17 protein-coding genes are annotated in these 17,602 nt (G+C 71.6%); 7 read left to right on the forward strand and 10 right to left on the reverse strand.

Annotated features, from left to right (window positions below; genetic code table 11):
- The 3 genes from OHO27_RS18030 to rpmG are packed head-to-tail and all read right to left on the reverse strand — an operon-like array spanning nucleotide 1 to nucleotide 1,590.
- On the reverse strand, nucleotides 1-1,164 hold the full coding sequence (locus tag OHO27_RS18030; RefSeq protein WP_328425143.1) for a CobW family GTP-binding protein: 1,164 nt from the start codon (nucleotides 1,162-1,164) through the stop codon (nucleotides 1-3).
- 4 nt (nucleotides 1,165-1,168) lie between these two features.
- On the reverse strand, nucleotides 1,169-1,417 hold the full coding sequence (locus OHO27_RS18035) for a type B 50S ribosomal protein L31 (RefSeq protein ID WP_328425145.1): 249 nt from the start codon (nucleotides 1,415-1,417) through the stop codon (nucleotides 1,169-1,171).
- 8 nt (nucleotides 1,418-1,425) lie between these two features.
- The gene (gene rpmG, locus OHO27_RS18040) at nucleotides 1,426-1,590 is read right to left on the reverse strand and encodes a 50S ribosomal protein L33 (RefSeq protein WP_015658813.1); all 165 of its coding nucleotides are present in this window, start codon (nucleotides 1,588-1,590) and stop codon (nucleotides 1,426-1,428) included.
- A 62-nt stretch (nucleotides 1,591-1,652) separates the two neighbouring features.
- Here rpmG and rpmB point away from each other — a divergent pair, with 62 nt between their 5' ends.
- From rpmB to OHO27_RS18060, 4 genes are all read left to right on the forward strand, one after another.
- Nucleotides 1,653-1,889 (forward strand): 50S ribosomal protein L28, encoded by a 237-nt coding sequence (gene rpmB, locus OHO27_RS18045; RefSeq protein WP_328425148.1) that lies wholly within the window; start codon nucleotides 1,653-1,655, stop codon nucleotides 1,887-1,889.
- Nucleotides 1,889-2,194, forward strand: coding sequence for a 30S ribosomal protein S14 (gene rpsN / locus OHO27_RS18050; protein ID WP_328425150.1), 306 nt, complete (start codon nucleotides 1,889-1,891; stop codon nucleotides 2,192-2,194). Before rpmB ends, rpsN begins: the two co-directional genes overlap by 1 nt.
- Nucleotides 2,195-2,338: 144 nt before the next feature.
- On the forward strand, nucleotides 2,339-2,833 hold the full coding sequence (locus tag OHO27_RS18055; protein WP_328430474.1) for a hypothetical protein: 495 nt from the start codon (nucleotides 2,339-2,341) through the stop codon (nucleotides 2,831-2,833).
- A gap of 73 nt (nucleotides 2,834-2,906) precedes the next feature.
- On the forward strand, nucleotides 2,907-3,488 hold the full coding sequence (locus OHO27_RS18060) for a DUF4232 domain-containing protein (protein ID WP_328425152.1): 582 nt from the start codon (nucleotides 2,907-2,909) through the stop codon (nucleotides 3,486-3,488).
- A 15-nt stretch (nucleotides 3,489-3,503) separates the two neighbouring features.
- Here the strand turns inward: OHO27_RS18060 and OHO27_RS18065 are convergent, their stop codons facing one another.
- Nucleotides 3,504-4,649 carry a DUF2786 domain-containing protein gene (locus OHO27_RS18065; protein WP_328425154.1) on the reverse strand — a complete coding sequence of 382 codons (1,146 nt, stop codon included), beginning with the start codon at nucleotides 4,647-4,649 and terminating at the stop codon, nucleotides 3,504-3,506.
- A gap of 125 nt (nucleotides 4,650-4,774) precedes the next feature.
- Between OHO27_RS18065 and OHO27_RS18070 the strand changes: the two genes are divergently transcribed.
- Both OHO27_RS18070 and OHO27_RS18075 read left to right on the forward strand, forming a co-directional pair.
- Nucleotides 4,775-5,563 carry a Clp protease N-terminal domain-containing protein gene (locus OHO27_RS18070; protein ID WP_328425156.1) on the forward strand — a complete coding sequence of 263 codons (789 nt, stop codon included), beginning with the start codon at nucleotides 4,775-4,777 and terminating at the stop codon, nucleotides 5,561-5,563.
- A gap of 34 nt (nucleotides 5,564-5,597) precedes the next feature.
- Nucleotides 5,598-7,301, forward strand: a complete 1,704-nt coding sequence (locus OHO27_RS18075; RefSeq protein ID WP_328425158.1) for a bifunctional 3'-5' exonuclease/DNA polymerase — start codon at nucleotides 5,598-5,600, stop codon at nucleotides 7,299-7,301.
- Here the strand turns inward: OHO27_RS18075 and OHO27_RS18080 are convergent, their stop codons facing one another.
- The 4 genes from OHO27_RS18080 to OHO27_RS18095 all read right to left on the reverse strand — a co-directional run bounded on the left by OHO27_RS18080 (nucleotide 7,302) and on the right by OHO27_RS18095 (nucleotide 14,357).
- Nucleotides 7,302-11,027 (reverse strand): BTAD domain-containing putative transcriptional regulator, encoded by a 3,726-nt coding sequence (locus OHO27_RS18080; protein WP_328425160.1) that lies wholly within the window; start codon nucleotides 11,025-11,027, stop codon nucleotides 7,302-7,304.
- A 390-nt stretch (nucleotides 11,028-11,417) separates the two neighbouring features.
- On the reverse strand, nucleotides 11,418-12,314 hold the full coding sequence (locus tag OHO27_RS18085) for a glycosyltransferase family 2 protein (RefSeq protein WP_328425162.1): 897 nt from the start codon (nucleotides 12,312-12,314) through the stop codon (nucleotides 11,418-11,420).
- A 100-nt stretch (nucleotides 12,315-12,414) separates the two neighbouring features.
- The gene (locus OHO27_RS18090) at nucleotides 12,415-12,750 is read right to left on the reverse strand and encodes a DUF3052 domain-containing protein (protein ID WP_328425164.1); all 336 of its coding nucleotides are present in this window, start codon (nucleotides 12,748-12,750) and stop codon (nucleotides 12,415-12,417) included.
- Nucleotides 12,751-12,944: 194 nt separating this feature from the next.
- A complete protein-coding gene (locus OHO27_RS18095; RefSeq protein WP_443059710.1) occupies nucleotides 12,945-14,357 on the reverse strand; it encodes a Tat pathway signal sequence domain protein in 1,413 nt (470 codons plus the stop codon).
- Between the two features lie 316 nt (nucleotides 14,358-14,673).
- Between OHO27_RS18095 and OHO27_RS18100 the strand changes: the two genes are divergently transcribed.
- Nucleotides 14,674-15,372 carry a 2-phosphosulfolactate phosphatase gene (locus tag OHO27_RS18100; RefSeq protein ID WP_328425166.1) on the forward strand — a complete coding sequence of 233 codons (699 nt, stop codon included), beginning with the start codon at nucleotides 14,674-14,676 and terminating at the stop codon, nucleotides 15,370-15,372.
- A 70-nt stretch (nucleotides 15,373-15,442) separates the two neighbouring features.
- Here OHO27_RS18100 and OHO27_RS18105 read toward each other — a convergent pair whose 3' ends face one another.
- Nucleotides 15,443-16,396 carry a GNAT family N-acetyltransferase gene (locus tag OHO27_RS18105; RefSeq protein ID WP_328425168.1) on the reverse strand — a complete coding sequence of 318 codons (954 nt, stop codon included), beginning with the start codon at nucleotides 16,394-16,396 and terminating at the stop codon, nucleotides 15,443-15,445.
- Nucleotides 16,383-17,597 (reverse strand): MFS transporter, encoded by a 1,215-nt coding sequence (locus OHO27_RS18110; protein ID WP_328425170.1) that lies wholly within the window; start codon nucleotides 17,595-17,597, stop codon nucleotides 16,383-16,385. Before OHO27_RS18110 ends, OHO27_RS18105 begins: the two co-directional genes overlap by 14 nt.
- Nucleotides 17,598-17,602 lie beyond the last annotated feature (5 nt).

The raw sequence follows: 17,602 nt of genomic DNA on the forward strand, positions 1-17,602 counted from the left end.
TCAGACCTCCAGGAGGGTGTCGAAGGCGGGTGGGAGCTGCTTCCAGGCGGTGCGGCCGGCTGCGTACTCGGTGTCGGTCAGGAGGCAGGATTCGAGGAGTTGCTCCAGGCCGTCGCGGTCGAGGGCGGGCGACGTGAAGACCAGGTGCTGGCAGCAGTCGCCGTGCTCGGGGTGCCAGTCCAGGGCGGCGGCGGCCCGGCGTACCGGCGGGACCATGTCCCAGGCCGCGTCGGGAAGTGAGGCGAGCCATGGCCCCGCGCTCTCCACGCACAGGGCGCCGCCCGCCGCGTCCCAGTGCAGTAGCACGTCGGGCTTGTCGGCGAGCCAGAACCGGCCACGGCTGCGGGCCGCCGCGCAGGTCAGGTCCTCCAGGGCCGCGTACAGCCGCTCCGGATGGAAGGGGCGGCGGCGATGCCAGACGAGGGTGGAGACGCCGTGCGCGTCGGCGTCGGCGGGGAGCAGGGCGCACGCCGGGTGCTGAGCGGCGTCGGCCGCCTCGACGTCGAAGCCGGCCAGGGCCGCCTGGGCGAGCGAGGACAGGGGGCGCCGGGGCGGGGCGGGCACCGCCAGGTCGTCGATCGGGACCTGGCGGGCCGTCGGGTGGAGTTGGGCGAGAAGTTCGCGGTCCTCGTCGTCGGCCTCCGGCGAAGCGGCGACGGCGAGGACCGGGGCGTACTCCAGCTGGCGTGCGAAGGTGTCGGCGACCGTGCGCTGGTCGGTCGCCGCAGCCGCGAGGCCGCGCTCGGCCAGGTCGTCGCCGTTGCCGAGGTACGGCAGGACCAGCGCCGGGTCGACCGCGGTGAGCACGCCGGTGACCGTGAGGCCGCCTGCTGTGACCACCTCGGCCATGGCCTTCGGTTCGACCGAGTCCCACAGTTCGACGATCGCCATACGGGTGCCCCCGGCGTCCCGGATGCGTAGGAGTTCCGGCACCAGGTCCTCACGCAGGGCGCAGCAGGCGCAGTCGTTGACGAGAGGCACCTCGCCGGCGCTGACGATGCCGGTGGTGTCGCGGATCGTCCGTACCACCGTGCCGGCGGCGGCCGTGGCCAGGTCGTGGTGGAGTACGACGCTGTCGGGGACGTCGGCGAGCAGCTGTGCCACGGCCTCTTTGCGGGCGTCGGCGTGCAGGCCGCCGACGATCACGACGGAGAGTTCGGGCACTGGATCAGCCCTGCTTCCCGTAGCGGCGCTCGAAGCGCTCGACTCGGCCGGCCGTGTCCATGACGCGGGCCGTGCCCGTGTAGAAGGGGTGGCTGACGTTCGAGATCTCGACGTCGACGACGGGGTAGGTCGCCCCGTCCTCCCACTCGATCGTCTTCTCACTGGTCATCGTCGAGCGGGTGAGGAAGGCGTGGTTGGCGGCGCGGTCGCGGAAGACGACGGGGCCGTAGGACGGGTGGATTCCGTTGCGCATGGCGGTGCTCAGCGCTCCTCTCGGAAGTCGACGTGGCGGCCGGCGACCGGGTCGTACTTGCGCAGGGTCATGCGGTCGGGGTCGTTGCGGCGGTTCTTGCGGGTCACATAGGTGAAGCCGGTTCCGGCGGTGGACCGGAGCTTGATGACCGGGCGGAGTTCGTTGCGTGCCATGCTGCTATCTTACTGAAAATGAATTCCATTAACAGTAGCGAGCGAGGAGAGGTGCGTCACCCGTGTCCGCCCACTGCATGCTGACCGGCGCCCGGCCCGGCTTCGGCAACACGATTTCCCACTCCCATCGGCGGACCTCCCGCCGCTTCGATCCCAACATCCAGACCAAGCGCTACTGGCTGCCCGGCGAGGGCCGGTATGTGCGGCTGCGGCTGAGCACCAAGGGGATCAAGACGATCGACGTCATCGGCGTCGAGGCGGCCGTCGCCCGGATCCGCGCCCGGGGAGTGAAGGTCTGATGGCCAAGAAGAGCAAGATCGCGAAGAACCGGCAGCGGCAGGAGGTCGTCGAGCGGTACGCCGCCCGGCGTGCCGAGCTGAAGGAGGTCATCCGCCGGCCCTCGTCCACGGATGCCGAACGGCTGGCCGCCCGGCGGGAGCTGAGCAGGCAGCCGCGGAACGCGAGCGCCACGCGCGTACGCAACCGCGACCAGGTGGACGGGCGGCCGCGCGGCTACTTCCGTGCCTTCGGGCTGTCCCGGGTGGGTCTGCGGGAGCAGGCGCATGCCGGGTATCTGCCGGGAGTGCGCAAGGCGTCCTGGTAGGTACGGCACGTTCCGGAGCTCTGGACGCGACTCCCTGGTAACTTGCTGCGGTCGTTTCGGCCACCTGGCCGACTCGGCCGTATGCCGACCGCTACAGCTTGGGAGCTTCCAGTGACCTCGGCGACCTTCTCGCGTACGCGCACGATGTCCGGCCGGCGGGTGCGGGCCGTGGCCGCGGCCGCGGCCCTGGCCGGCGCGCTCGCCCTGACCGGGTGCAGCGGCGACGGCGGCTCCGACGCCAAGGACGGCTCCTCGGCCGACCCCTCCGCGACCGCCGGTGCCGACACCGGCGGCGGTACGGGAGGCGGATCGGCGTCCGCCTCCGGTGAACTGGAGGGCAGCTGGCTCGCCACGACCGACGGCAAGGCCGTCGCGCTCGTCGTCACCGGCAAGCAGGCCGGGCTCTTCGCGACCGGCGGGACCGTGTGCAGCGGGACCGCCGGCGAGGAGGGCGGGATGAAGATGATCCGCTTGAAGTGCACCGACGGCAGCAAGGGCCTTGCCACCGGGATGGTCGACTCCGTCGACAAGTCGCAGCTGAAGGTGACCTGGGAGGGCGGCCTCGGCGCCGAGACGTACACCAGGTCGGAGGGCGGGAAGCTGCCGACGGGGCTGCCTACGGCCGGTCTGGGATCCTGATGTTCCATCGGTGAGATCCGCCCGGTCAGTGCGGTGACCTGCTGCCGAGCCGTGCGGCGGTCACCGATGACCGGTGCGGAGATCGCCGCCCGCTCACCGACGTCACTCCCAGAGGACCCATGCGCGCCACTTCCTCACCGTCACCGCCCTCGCCGCGGCCCTCCTCCTGACCGCCTGCGACGACGGCGGGGACGGGGACGGCGAGACCCAGGACAGCAAGGCCGGTTCCGCCTGTGTCGGCGAGCTGGCCGTCGAGTTCGGGCCCGCCAACGCCGCCCCCGCCGCCGGGGACACCGGCAACGTCCCCGTCACGGTCACCAACCGCAGCGGCGGCGAGTGCGTCCTGGACGGGCTGCCCGCCGTCGAGTTCGACGCGGGTGGCACGACGACGTCCGTCGCGGCGGACGAGGGTGCCGGGGCCGCCGCGTCGACGAGAACGACGCTCGTGAAGGAGGCCTCCACCTCCTTCACCCTCACCTACGTCCGGGGTGAGGAAGGCGGTAGCAAGAGCCTCGCCGTGGAGACGGTCAAGGTCCGGCTGCCCGGGTCCACCAAGACGCAGAGGTTCAAGTGGTCGTACGGCGATGTCGCGCTGAAGAGCGACGGGAAGGCGCCGGACGCCTCGGTGAGCGGCTTCCAGCAGACCGGCGACTGACGCCGGTCCTGCGGTTCAGCCAAGCGGCCGGCGGGGAGCCACCTGTGCCCTTTCGGCCGCCTGAGAACCCTCCACCCAGCCCGCCTCGTCGCTGACGCCGCGCAGGCGGGTCGTGGTCGTCTCCGGGAACATGCGGTCCAGGCGGTCGGTGACCGCCACCTCGCGGTTGGCGAGCACCGGGAGCAGGTCCTGGGTCACCTGTGTCTGCGCCGCCTCGGTCAGGCGGGTGCCGATGCGGTGGGCGTAGGCCGCCAGGAACGACTGTCGGAAGGTCTTGGTCCGCTTGCGGCCGCCCGCCCGCTGGGCCGCCTCCGCCTTCGTCATGGCCGTCTGGGCCTGCACGAGCAGCGAGGTGTAGAGCAGCTCGACCACCTCCAGGTCGGCCTCGAAACCGACGACCGTGGAGAAGCCGAAGGGTTCGTTCCACACGGCACGGCAGTGGTTGGCGGTCGCCACCGCGTCCAGCAGGACCGCCTTCGCCTGTTCGTACGGCGGTTCCACCCCGATCCGGCAGGCACCGGGGGCGTCCTTCGCGCCCTGTGTGCGGGTCGAGAGCAGCGCCTCGTCGATGCTGTACCGGGCCATCAGTTCCTGCGCCTTGGCACTGAGCGCCTCCGCCTCCTCCGGAAACCCGGTCGCCTCCGCCTTCGCGAGCAGCGCGCGGATGCGGGTGAGCATGCGGGACTCGGATCCGGGGCGCCGCGCGGCCGGGCCGGTCTGCTCGGCCGGTTCGTCGACGGGCTCCAGCGCGGGCAGGCGCAGCAGGAGGCGGTACAGCTCCAGGACGGCGCTCGCGTGCGAGAAGCGGTCGGTGCGGGGCGGGGCCTCGGTGGGCAGGTCGTCGAGCTGTGCGTTCCAGCGGGGGCCGCGGGGGCGGTCGTACGGCCGCTGCGCGTGGATCAGCGCTGAGACCAGCCGTACGTGTACGTCCTCCAGCTCGCGCCGCACGAGCCGTACGACATCGGCGGGCTGCCAGCCACGTCGCCAGGCCGCCGCGACGAACTCCCGGCCGCGCTCGGCGAGTTCGGCGTCCGCGGTGGGGTCGGCGGCGAGGAGGGAGGCGCCGCCGTCCAGGGCGGTGTCGGTGTCGGCGTAGAGGGCGTGCTCGAAGGCCCGGTCGACGGGGCCGGGCGTACCGCTCGAACTGTTCGTACTGCTCACCTGGCGATGGTGCCACGGGGCGGGCGCCGCGCCGACGGGACCGCCGGGGATGGGCCCGCGGCACCCTTACTGGATGATGTCAACCACGGGTTGACACTCCTGGACTGTCAACCTACGGTTGACACATGTCGACGAACCCGACCATCACGTCATCCGTACGTCTCGACGAACTCATCGCGGCCATCAAGAAGGTCCACCACGAACCCCTCGACCAGCTCCAGGACGCGGTGATCGCCGGCGATCACCTCGGCGAAGTGGCCGACCACCTGATCGGCCACTTCGTGGACCAGGCCCGGCGATCGGGCGCCTCCTGGACCGACATCGGCAAGAGCATGGGCGTCACGCGGCAGGCCGCGCAGAAGCGGTTCGTGCCGAAGGAGTCGATCGACCTCGACCCCCAGCAGGGCTTCGGCCGCTACACGCCGCGGGCCCGGGGCGCGGTGGTGGCCGCCCACAACGAGTCCATCGCGGCCCGCAACTCCGAGGGCCGACCGGAGCACCTGGTCCTCGGCCTGCTGGCCGACCCCGACGGCCTGGCCGCGAAGGCGATCACGGCACAGGGCGTGCTCCTGGACTCCGTACGCCAGGCCGCCACCGCGGCACTGCCGCCCGCCGTCGAGGAGGTGCCCGAGCTCGTCCCCTACGGCTCGGACGCCAAGAAGGTGCTGGAGCTGACCTTCCGCGAAGCGCTGCGTCTCGGCCACAACTACGTCGGCACCGAGCACATGCTGCTGGCCCTGCTGGAGTTCGAGAACGGCACCGGCGTCCTGTCCGGCCTCGGTCTCACCAAGCAGGCGGTGGAGGACTACGTGGTCGAGCTGCTCTCGCAGTTCCTGCAGAGCGGTGAGCAGACGAGCAAGGAGTCCCGCGAGCAGGGCGAGGCACAGGGCGAGCCGGGCGAGGCGCAGGGCTGAGGCCGTTGTCAGACCCGGGTGCCACACTCGCAGCATGACCGACCGGTGGGCGCTCGCTCCGGCCGAGGACGGTGGCGTGGAGGTCGCCCCCCTCGGTCCGGACGGGCTGCCCGCGGGGCCGGTGCGCCGGGAGGCGGACCTCGCTCAGGCCGTGCGGGGACGGCCCGATGTCGCGCGGTGGGTGTGGCGGTCCACCCCCGAGGTGTATCCGCGCCTGCTCGCCACGGGGGTGCGAGTGGAGCGGTGCTACGACATCGAGGACGCCGAGACCCTTCTGCTGGGTCACGAGGGGCGGTCGGGGGAACCGAGATCGGCCGCCGCAGCCCTCGCCCGGCTGCGCGGGCGCCCCGTGCCGCCCGATCCGCCCCAGCGCTCCGCCGAACGCGGCTCGCAGTCCTCCCTCTTCGAGCCGCAGGCGGTCCATGTGCCGCTCGCCGACCTCGTCGAGGTCTACGCCGACCAGCAGCGCCGGCACGACAAGGCCGGGCATCCGGCGCGGATGCGGCTGCTGACCGCGGCCGAGTCGGCGGGGATGCTGGTCGCCGCCGAGATGAACCGGGCCGGGCTGCCGTGGAGCGCCGAGGTGCACCGCCGGGTGCTGCACGAGCTGCTCGGTGAGCGGTATGCCGGGGGCGGGGAGCCGCGGCGGCTGGCCGAGCTGGCCGACGAGGTGTCCGCGGCCTTCGGTCGCCGGGTGCGGCCCGATCTGCCCGCGGACGTCATCAAGGCCTTCGCGCAGGCCGGGATCAAGATCAGATCGACCCGTCGCTGGGAGATCGAGTCCCTCGACCATCCGGCGGTGAAGCCGCTCGTCGAGTACAAGAAGCTGTACCGGATCTGGGTGGCCCACGGCTGGTCCTGGCTGCAGGACTGGGTGCGCGACGGGCGGTTCAGACCGGAGTTCCTCGCCGGCGGGACGGTGACCGGGCGGTGGGTGACCAACGGCGGGGGCGCGCTGCAGATTCCCAAGGTCATCCGGCGTGCTGTGGTCGCCGACCCGGGCTGGAGGCTCGTGGTGGCGGACGCCGACCAGATGGAACCGCGCGTGCTCGCCGCGATCTCCCGTGACCCCGGCCTGATGGAGGTGGCCGGACGGGAGACCGACCTGTACCAGTCGGTGTCGGACCGCGCCTTCTCCGGCGACCGCGAACAGGCCAAGCTCGCCGTACTGGGCGCCGTCTATGGCCAGACCTCCGGCGACGGGCTCAAGAACCTCGCCGCGCTCAGACGCCGTTTTCCCAAGGCGGTGGCCTACGTCGACGACGCGGCGCGGGCCGGTGAGGAGGGGCGGCTCGTGCGGACCTGGCTGGGGCGGACATGTCCGCCGGCGGCCGGGGCGACGGACGACGCCGCCGAGGAGGCGGGGATTCCGGTGCCGGACGCGCAGGACGAGGCCGCCGAGGGCTCCGGGTCACAGGAGTGGGGGCGGGGCTACGCCTCCACCAACGCCCGCGCCCGGGGCCGCTTCGCCCGTAACTTTGTCGTCCAGGGCAGCGCCGCCGACTGGACCCTCCTGCTGCTCGCGGCGCTGCGGCGGGCCTGCGCGGACCTGGCGGCGGAACTGGTCTTCTTCCAGCACGACGAGGTGATCGTGCACTGTCCCGAGGAGGAGGCAGAGACGGTCGTGACGGCGATCCGTGAGGCGGCGGAGCTGGCGGGGCGGCTGACGTTCGGAGAGACGCCGGTGCGGTTTCCGTTCACTACGGCGGTGGTGGAGTGTTATGCGGATGCGAAGTGATCACCGGGTGTGGCCCAGCAGGCTGCGGAGCTCCTCGACGACCGCCTTCTCGTCGGTGCCGTCCAGCAGGTCGAGAGCCGTGCGCCATTCGGCGTGCGCGGCCTGGACACGGCTCAGTTCCCGCAGCAGCAGGCCGTACTGGTGCCGGGCCAGGCCGCCCATGTAACGGTCGGCTCGGGCGTCGGCCCGGGTGAGGAGTTCTGCGCAGGCGTGGGTGGCGCGGTCGGTGTGGCCGAGGAGACGCAGGGCGCGGACCAGGCCGAGACGGGTCTGGGACTCGCCGTGCCAGTCGCCGTGGCCGCCGAGGATGCGCAGGCTTTCCTCGAAGTGCGCGGCGGCTGCGGCCGGTTCGCCGAGGGTGAGGTGGGCGTAGCCGATGTTGCAGTGGGCCGAGTGCTGCACGATGACGTTGCCGGTCTCGTCGCCGATGGCGAGTGAGCGGCGGTGCTGCTCGATGGCCGCCCGGGGGTCGGTGTGCTCGTACAGGTTGCCGAGATGGCTGTAGGTCACCGCCTCGCCGTGCGGGTCGTTCAACTGCCTTGAGTACTCCAGGCTCTGGCGCAGCGCCTCCCCCGACTCGTCGTAGCGGCCGAGCCCTTCGAGCAGTAGGCCGCGGTTGTTGAGGCAGCGGCGCATCCAGGAAACGACTTCGAGACGCCGCCAGATCGCCAGGGCGCGGTCGTTGAGGTGCAGGGCCTCGGTGTGGCGGCCGGTCAGGAAGTGCAGGCCGGCGAGGTCGCCCAGAGCGTATGCCTCGGCCGCGTCGTCCCCGAGCCGCGTCGCCAGACGGAGTGCGGTCCGGCCCAGCAGCTCCATTTCGGCAACGTGGCCGCTGCGCTGGAGGTAGGGGAAGAGGAGGCGGATGAGGGTGGAGAGGGGGGCGGTGGTTGTGGTTGGGGTGGTCGGGCTCGGGGTCGGGGTCGGGGTTGTGGTTGTCCGGCGGTTGGATCCGTCGTCGCCGCCGTACTGCTCCACCAGCGCGACGATGTTCTCCAGTTCCGAGTCGCCCCAGGCGAAGGCGGCTTCGGGGCCGGGGAAGGGGGGCACCGTGGCGACGGTCGTCGTGTGCTCCGGCTGTTGGGTCGGGGTCGGGCGACGGCGGTCGTCCTGGTCGAGGCCGGGTTCGACGATGGCGGTGAGGGTGCGTTCGGCTACGGCGGCGTACCAACGCAGGGCGGTCCCGGTGACGTCGGCTTCGCCCTCGGCGCCGGCGCCGGCGAGTTCGCGGGCGAAGTCGCGTACGAGGTCGTGGGGGGCGTAGCGGCCGTACGCCGTCTCCTCCAGGAGGGCCACGTCCACGAGCCGGTCGAGTGCGGCTTCGGCGCGGCGTTCGTCGGTGCCGGTCAGGCGGGCCAGCAGGGGTGCGCCGTACGCGGGCAGGTCGACGGCGCCGATACGGCGCAGGGCGAGGGCCGCGTCCCGGTCAAGCTCGTGTTCGGAGGCGGCGAGGGCGTCGTGGGCGACGGCAAGGGAGCGGCGGACGCTCAGGTCGTCGTACTCCAGGTGATGCAACCGGCTCTCAGCAGCGGCCAGTTGCCCGGCCAGTACGTCGGGGGTGAGCGCACTCCGGGCGGCGAGCCTGGCGGCGACGACACGGAGGGCCAGGGGGAGGCCGCCGGTTAGGGCGATCAGGGGGTGGATGGGGGGTGTGGGGGACTCTGTGGTGGGGGCGAGGCCGTCGGTGGTGAGGGCTAGGCCCTCGGCGGTGGGGGCCGGGCCGTCGGTGGTGGGGGCTTGGGCTTCGGCGCCGGGTGTGCGGCCGTCGCTGACGGGTGCGGGGCCGTTGCCGGTGGGGGCCTGCGCTTCACTGTCGAGTGTGCGGCCGTCGTCGGTGGGCGCTGGGCCGTTGCAGGCCGGCGCGTTGGCTTCGCCGCCAGGTGTGCGGACCTCGCCTGCAAGCTCAGGGCCCGTGCTGCCGGACGCACGGCCCCCGCTACCGGCCGCTTGGGCTTCGGCGACACGCACACAGTCCTCGTCAGCCTGCTCCTGCGCCTCGCCGGCGATGGTTTGGTGGCCGGCGTCGAAGGTCCCCCGTCCAACGGGGCGGTCGTGCTCGGTACGGGCATCGCGGCCGTCGTCGGCTTGGCGGACGCCGCTGTCGAAGCCGTCGCGCCCCGAAGCCGCGCGCAGCAGTGCCACGCTCTCCTCGGCGGTGAGGGGCGTCAACGGGAAGCGCCGGACGCCGTCCAGCGCCGTCAGCGGGGAGCGGCTGGTGACGATCACCGCGCAGCCGGGGCCGGCCGGGAGCAGCGGGCGTACCTGGGCGGCGTTGGCGGCGTCGTCCAGGATCATGAGCGTGCGGGTAGGTGCGAGCAGGGAGCGCAGCAACGCGGCTGCCGCGTCGGGGTGTTCGGGGATGGAGCGTGGGTCGGCGCCGAGGTCGCGGAGGAGTGCGGTGAGGGCCTGACCGGGGGTGAGCGGGGGCATGCCGGGGGTGGCGCCGTGCAGGTTGACGTAGAGCTGACCGTCGGGGAAACGATTCGCCAGCCCATGTGCGGCCTGTAGCGCGAGGGCGCTCTTGCCGACGCCGGGCATGCCGCTGAGGACGGCGACGGTGATGACGGGGGTGGGTGCAGTCGTGGGGGCTAGGGTGCGACGCAGGTCGGCGAGTACGGCCGTACGGCCGGTGAAGTGGGCCGGTGGTGGGGGAAGTTGGGCGGGGCGGGGTGGTCCAGGCGGGCCGGCCGGGGTCTCCCCCTCAGCGAGGGCATCGGCTTGCGCGGGCCGCCGGGTCGTGTCGTCTTCGCGCGTAGCGTCAGGGTTCGCGGCACTGCGGGCCACGTCGTCGGTGTGGGTGACGGCAGAGCCGACAGCATCGCGCGCCGGGTCGCCACCCCCGCGCGGCTCCCGCCCGACCTCACGCTCCGAACCTCCACGCAGCAACCCCGCGCGTCCCCCGTCCGACCCCCCACGCAACACCTCCACATGCGCCTCCCGAACCCCCGCCCCCGGCTCCACCCCCAGCTCCTCGATCAGCCGCGTGCGCAGATCACGATGGACGGCCAGGGCCTCGGCCCGTCGGCCCGTGCGGTGGAGGGCGAGCATCAGGTGGCGGTGGAAGGACTCCCGCAAGGGATGCTCGGCGGCCAGGGCCGCAAGCTCGGGTACCAGGGCGTCGACGCGTGGCCCGGCCACGGTCAGCTCGGCGTCGTAGCGCCACTCCAGGAGCAGGAGCCGCGCCTCCGCCAGGCGCCGGACGAGCGCGTATCCACCCACCTCGGCGGGCAGGCCGGCCAGGGGCGTACCGCGCCACAGTGCGAGCGCCGCCGTACTCTCACGCAGCGTGCGCTCCCAGTCCCGGCCGGCATGGGCGACGCGGGCCGCGGCGACGCCGGTCACGAAGACGTCGACGTCCAGCTCGCCCTCGTCGACACGCAGGACATAGCCGGGCGGCACCGCCCGCAGCCGTTCGGGGTCGTCGAGAAGTCGCCGTAGCCGGGCCACGTGGTTGTGCAGCGAGGCCCGCGCCGACGGGGGCGGCGCCCCGCCCCACAGCACGTCCGTCAGCGACTCGACGGAGACGACCCGGCCGCCTTCGAGCAGCAGCGTGGCGAGCAGGGCCCGCACCTTGGGGCTGCGGATGGTCCGGACGACACGGTCGGACACGCTCGGCGCGTCGTCGCCGGGGCTCCGGCCGGCGCGGGACTCGGAGGAGCCGTCGTCCGTCCCCGCCTCGAACACGACCGCCGGCCCCAGCAGTCCGAACCGCAGCCCGTACCGCTTCACGCCGCCACTGCCTTCCCACGCGACGGGCCCACGCCCTTGTGTGTGACCGATGTGCAACCCATGCACAACCCATGTACGACGGTTTCCCGCCACACCCTTCACGACGCTCCTCGGCCAAGATCCGTTCCGTCCTGGCCTTCTCCCGTCACCGTCCGTCGACTTCGCGCCAACTGAACGGCGCCGAAACGGAGCATCGTTGGCCACATGTTAGCGATCCGTTGGTGTGGCCTGATGTGATCACTTCATCGGATCTGGCCCGACGGTGCGCGCGTACGACGCGTAACTCGGGGGAGTGTCGCCGCCGCGGCCGGATTCGGGGACGTATGCGGGTCCCGGTCGGCAGAGGTGAACGACCGGGACCCGCGTCCCCTTCCCTCCCCGGCCCGGCCCTCAGATGACCGGTGGCCGTCCCAGCCGGCAGAGCCGCCACACCGTGTGCCATCGCATGGGCCGCCGCTCACCGGCCGGTTCCCGGACGCCCTCCAGGAAGCCGCCGAACCAGGCGCGCAGGCCCGCGAGCGACGAGCGGTTGCGTACGAGGGTGAGGAGCACCCACAGGCCGAGATGCACGGGAATCAGCGCGAGGGGCAGTCGGCGGCGGGTCAGCCAGACCCGGTTGCGGGCGTTCACGCGGTAGTAGATGGCGTGCCGGGCGGGCGAGGTCTTCGGGTGCTGGAGGAGGAGTTCGGGCGCGTAGAGGATGCGCCAGCCCGCGTCGACGGCCCGCCAGGCCAGGTCGGTCTCCTCATGGGCGAAGAAGAACTCGGCCGGCCAGTCCCCCGTCTCGGCCAGCATCGCCATGCGCAGCGCGTGCCCGCCGCCGAGGAACCCCGTGACGTATCCGCCCCGCAGCGGATCCGACTTGCCGATCCTGGGCACGTGCCGCTGCTCTGTCTCGCCGTGCTCGTCGGCGATGCGAAAGCCGACGATGCCGAGCCGGCCGTCGGCGGCGTACAGGTCCGGCACCCGCCGCAGCACGTCGGTGTCGACGAGGAGACCGTCGTCGTCCACCTCGACCACGACGTCGACGTCCCCGAAGTCGCGCAGTCGGGCGAGGCCCGCGTTCCGTCCGCCCGGGCAGCCGAGGTTCTCGTCGAGCTCGATGGGCGTGACCTCGCCGGGCAGCGCCAGCCGTTCGGCGAACTCGGGCAGCGGGCAGCCGTTGCCGACGACGACGATCCGCTCGGGGGCGAGGTCCTGCTCGGCCACGGACTCGAGCAGCGCGTCGACCTCGGCGGGGCGGTTCCCCATGGTCACCACGGCGACAGCGATCCTCGGTTCCGTCATACCCTGCCCTCACATCGTCCCGGCTGCGATTACCGCCGAGATGCCAGTGGTTCACGGTAAAGAGGTCTCAAGTTCGCCTTCTCACAGGGCGATCGGCGGGCTACGTACGAGGGCTACGACTGTTACGACGATTCTCCCTGCGCCGCACGAACTTCAGCCCCGACCAGTCCTCCCCCAGCGCAGCGACCTTCACATCGACCACGCCGAGCGGGAGGAAGAGCTCCCGCAACCCGTTCTCCGTGATGTCGCTGACATGGCCGGCCGCGCGCCGGGGCCAGGCGATCCAGAGCATGGCGTCATCGTCGAGGTCACCGACCAGCCCGGCCGCTTCGGCGACCAGATCGCCGTACGACCGATGGAACGCGACGGCGACATCGGCGCCCGCGGGCCGCCCGCGGCCACGTCGCAGCCCTCCGGCAGCCCGGGGATGTCCCACCGGTCCGGCGCGTGACGGAGCCGGACCCGGTGGCCCGGCTTGATGCCGATCTTCTTGGCGAGCGGCGTACCGGAGTCACTCATCTCAGCCATCACTCCCACCGCTCCCATTCTCGCGCGGCGGGCACACCGGAGCACGGGATGGAGCGAGGGTGACGGCGACCGGCGTGTTCGGGCCTCGGGAGGAGGACCGGCTCAGACCCGCAGCGGGTTGGAGCGCGTGGCCGCCATCAGATACCAGGCGGTCGCCCCCACGTGCCGATACGGGTAGTACCCGAATCCGAACCCCGTGTCGAGCGGGCTGCTGGCCGACACGACCCCCGCCCGCTCGGGAAGCGCCCGCCCGCCGACGGTCTGTCCCCCGCCGAGCAGGTCTTGGGCCCGCTCGATGGAGTCGAGCAGCCGCCGCGCACGCGCCTCGTCACCGCGCCGGTGCCGGTCCCGCAGGGCGAGCGCGAGGTGAGCGGTCCCCTCGAACCAGACGCCGTTGCGGTCGGGCTTGGGCTGGGAGTCGGCGATCGGGGCGTCCTCGTCGGCGAGGAGACTGGCGGAGCTGAAGGTGACGCCGTCGTACGACTGCCCCGCCGGCACCGTGCTGTTGCGTCGCCCGGCGTGGTCGAGGACGGCCAGTTCGCGCGCGGCCCAGTCCAGCGACCGGGCGTGGGCACGGGAGTCGAGGGCGAGGTGGGTCCAGGTCTGGGTGTCCTCGGGGATCGGCGACTTGTTGACGGTCACCCCGTCGTTGGTGCCGGTGTAGAAGAAGCCGCCGGCCGGCTCCCACATCCTCATGACGAACGCCTCGGCACACGCCCGCCGCGCCGCCCACACCCTGTCCCCCGTGAGCCGGGCGAGCCGGCCGAAGAGGCAGAGGAGGTCGGTGTTGTGCTCGGTGGAGGTGAAGGGCAACTTCTCGTCGGCGCCGTTGACCCCGAACTTGTACCCGCCCAGGGGTTCATCGGTACGCCCGTTCCGCTCGATCCACTCCCCGATCCGCACGGCACCGCCCAGGAACCGCCGCTCCCCCGTCCGCCGCGCGAGCGCACTGAGCGCGATCCCGGCCCAGGCCATGTCCCCCACGGCCGTCCCCGTGAACCCGAACTGCGTCCCGACATTGGCGGCCCCGTCCGCCCGCACGAACCCGTCCGGCTGCCGTGAGCCGTCGTAGAAGGTGTACGGCCCGACGTTGTACCCCTGCCGAAGCCGGCCGTCGTCGTGCACCGGGTCGTGCTGCTGGGCGTACAGCAGCGCGTCCCCGAGCAGAACGGCGCGGTCCCGCCCGTCCGCGGTGCGGGTGGCGAGGAGGGCGAGGATCGCGAGGGCGTTGTCGTAGGTGAAGGCGGTACTGAACAGACCGGCTTCATCGCTGTAGCTCTGGGCGAGACGGATGGGGCCGTGATCGGGGTAGGCGTCCAAGGCGGCGGCGAGGAAGACGAGTCCTCGCCGCCGAGGGGATGCGGAAGGCACGGCGTGGGCGGCGCCGGCGCCGGTCCCCGCGAGGGCCACGACGCCAAGGCCCAAGCCGGTACCCATGAGCGCGCGGCGACTCAGCGCCGGCCCCTGCATGCCGTTCACGCGGTTCATGCGATTCATGTCGTGCATGTGGTTCATGCCGTTCATGGGTTCTCCCTCGCCTCTGAGAGCGCTCTCAAGGATGCGCGCTCATTCTGCTGGTGCGCGTTGGGTGGGTCAATGTCCTTGACCTTTCCAGCAGTTGACGATGGAGAGCCCCGGCCGGCCGGGGAATTGATCAAGGAGGCCAGCGGCAGCACTGCGGCCACGCCACGCGCCCCATTTGATCGTCGTCGCCGACAGCACCGCGAGGCCGTTCACACGACGAAAAGCCGGTACGCATATGGCTTGAGACGGGGCTGATGACCGTACAGAGCCTGCTCCTCGGATGATTCAAAGGCCTCAGAATGCTGCGATGGACCATCACTTCGTTGGCATCCCGCAGTTGACCGACGTTCCCCGCGTTGCTGTCGTCATCGACGTCATGCGCGCCTTCACCGTGGCTGCCTGGGCCTTCTCGCGTGGCGTCGAGAGGATCGTCCTGGCCTCGACGGAGAGTGAGGCACTTGCCTTGAAGGAGAGCAGGCCGGGCTGGCTGGCTCTGAAGGACGGAGCTCCCGCTGCGGGCTTCGACGCGGTCAACTCACCCGGCCTGCTCAGGTCCCGCGATTTCGCCGGGCGCACGCTGGTGCAGAAGACGACGGCAGGCACCGTGGGCGCTCTGGCCGTCGCGAACGCGCCGCTGGTCCTGTGCGCGAGCTTCGTGGTGGCCGGCCCGACCGCGCGGTATCTGCAGACCATGGATTCCGGCCCGGTGACGTTCGTCGTCACCGGCGAGGGAGGCCAGGCCGACGAGGACCGGGCCTGCGCCGAATACATTGGTCAACGCATCGTCGGCGACGATGTCGAGGCGGCCCCGTATCTCCACCGCGCGAGGACCTCTGGGGCCGCGGCGGACCTCGCCGCTGGGCGGCGGAGCGGGTACCACCCGGACGATGTCGAACTCTGCTTGGAAATCGACAGGTTCTCCTTTGCGATGGTGGCTCGCCAGGAAGAGTCCCTGACGGTACTCCGACCGGTTGCGATGCCCGACGTCCCGTCCAGTCTCCGCTGACCTGCTGGAATGCCGGTGTCACTCCTCGAAGGCGACGAGACACGGCGGCGACGACACGTGGACCACCCGGCTACACCACCGTCACGGACCGGGCCTCCCGGAAACCGTCCGTGCGGAAGCGGCCCGTCAGCGCCTCGTCGGGTACGGCCGACAGGATGAGGAGATCGTGGCCGGGGGCCTGCGCGGACTCCGGCCAGGACAGTGTTGTGCCCCGGTACCGTCCCCACGTCACCACGAGCGCGGGGTCGGAGAGCGATCGCAACGTAAGAAACCTGTCGGCGTGTTCGCCCGCCAGCTTGGGGTCGAGTATCTGGGAGGGGACGGGGGCGAAGCCGAAGCGGCTCTTGAACGTGAACAGTCCCGGCTGCACGACGTGCCCGAAGAGGGACGGGTCGTTGCCGAGGGACGCGAAGGCCAACCCGCTTTCGCGTGCGAAGTGGAACGCCTCCATGTAGGCGACCCGCATCACCCGGCTCAGGCGCGCGTCGGCGGAGGCCGCGGAGAAACGCATCTGCAGCAGGGACTGCCCTGGGCGCATCCACCACAGCGAGCCGACGATCATTCGGGCGCCTTCGTACACGCAGACGCTGACGTGCTCGTGACCCGCCGCGAGGAGACGGTCGCGCCAGCGGCGGGCGAAGTTCTTCCCGCGCGGCATCGCCTCGATCTGGCGTTCGTACAGCACGAGGAACTCGTCCACGACCTGCGGAGTCAGTCCGACCCGGACGCTGATGTGCAGCCCTTCGTCCTGGACGAACCGGCGGCCCAGGCGGATGTTGCGCCGTTCGGTGCCGGAGAGTGCGGCCTCGAACTCCGTCGCGGAATCCCACAGGGGAGCGCACCAGTTGATCCAGCGCGGACGTGCCACGAACCCCAGAGCGGTCAGGGTCGCCTCGTCGAGACCGTCGGATTCGGCGAGCCTGACGATGTCGACCGGTACGTCGCTGTCCGTCCAGGCGTGCTCCTCGGCCTCGTCACGGTTCACCGTGGCGACGACGACGTGATCCAGCTCAGCGATTTCCACGGGAGGCTCCTTCCAGGTCCGCCTCCTGGGCGGCCGGTTCGCTGCTGCGGGTGTAGACGGCCCAGATCAGGATCGCGGCACCCCACAGGCCCAGTGCGGGAAGCCAGTACCAGAAGCCGTCGAAACGGCTCGCCCACGCGAAGAGAAATCCGGAGAGGGGGGAGGCCCCCGTGATGAACATCCGGATCGTCGCGTTGGCCCGGCCCGCGACATCGGCGGGGATCGTCTCCTGCCGGTAGGTGATCGAGGCCACGTTGCTCACGGCGACCGCGAAGCTCTCCAGCATGAAGCCGGCGAGCCGCACCGGCAGCAGTGGCGTGGCCACGAGGACCAGGCCGAAGAACGCGATCAACTGGGCCGCCAGGATGGTCCGTTCGGGGCTCCATGTGGGGGCGATGGCCGGCGCCAGGCGACTTGCGAGGGCGCCCATGAGCAGGCCCACTGCCAACACCGCCGAAATGACGGTGCTGTTCATGTCCTGGTCCCCGAACTCGGTGATCAGGACGGGCTCCAGCTGGCCGATGGCAAGGTTCGTCATCGACATGGTCACCACGAGCCAGAGGATCTCGCGGCGGCCGACCCAGCGGAATCCGATCGCGAGGTCCCGGCGGATGTCCATCTTCTGGCGGCTGGATGCCACCCGGGGAAGTAGCAGCGCGACGCAGCCCGCCAGCAGGTACAGGACCGCGATGCACACCGAGGCCGGCGCAGGACCGAGGAGCTCGAAGGCGGTACCGCCCAGCACCAGCCCGACAACTTTCGACAGTTCGATCGCCGAGTTCAGCTTGGCCACGGCCACGGGACGGGCGGGCGCACTGATCAACTTCGGGATGAGCACGAACTGGCCGGTGATGGTGCTCGCGACCCCGCCGAAGCCCGAGAGCAGCACCAGCGCGGCCACCGACAGCCGGCTGGACAGCAGGGCCGCCAGCAGGACGAGACACATGGCCTGCTGCAGCTGGGCCAGTACGTAGATCGTCCGCTTGTCGAAGCTGTCGATCAGCGCACCCAGGAAGGGCGAGGCGACGTAGGAGACACCGCGCAGCGCGAACGAGACCAGCGCCAGGGCGACGGAGTCCGACTCCGCGAGCACCGCCAGCGGAATGACGATGCCCATCTGCCAGTCCGCGACCTTCGAGAGCATCGAGGAGGTGACGAGAACGCGCAGCACGCGCGTGTCCGCGGGCAGCCCTTGGTGCATGTGAG

The sequence above is a fragment of the Streptomyces sp. NBC_00443 genome, from assembly GCF_036014175.1.
Lineage (GTDB): Bacteria > Actinomycetota > Actinomycetes > Streptomycetales > Streptomycetaceae > Streptomyces.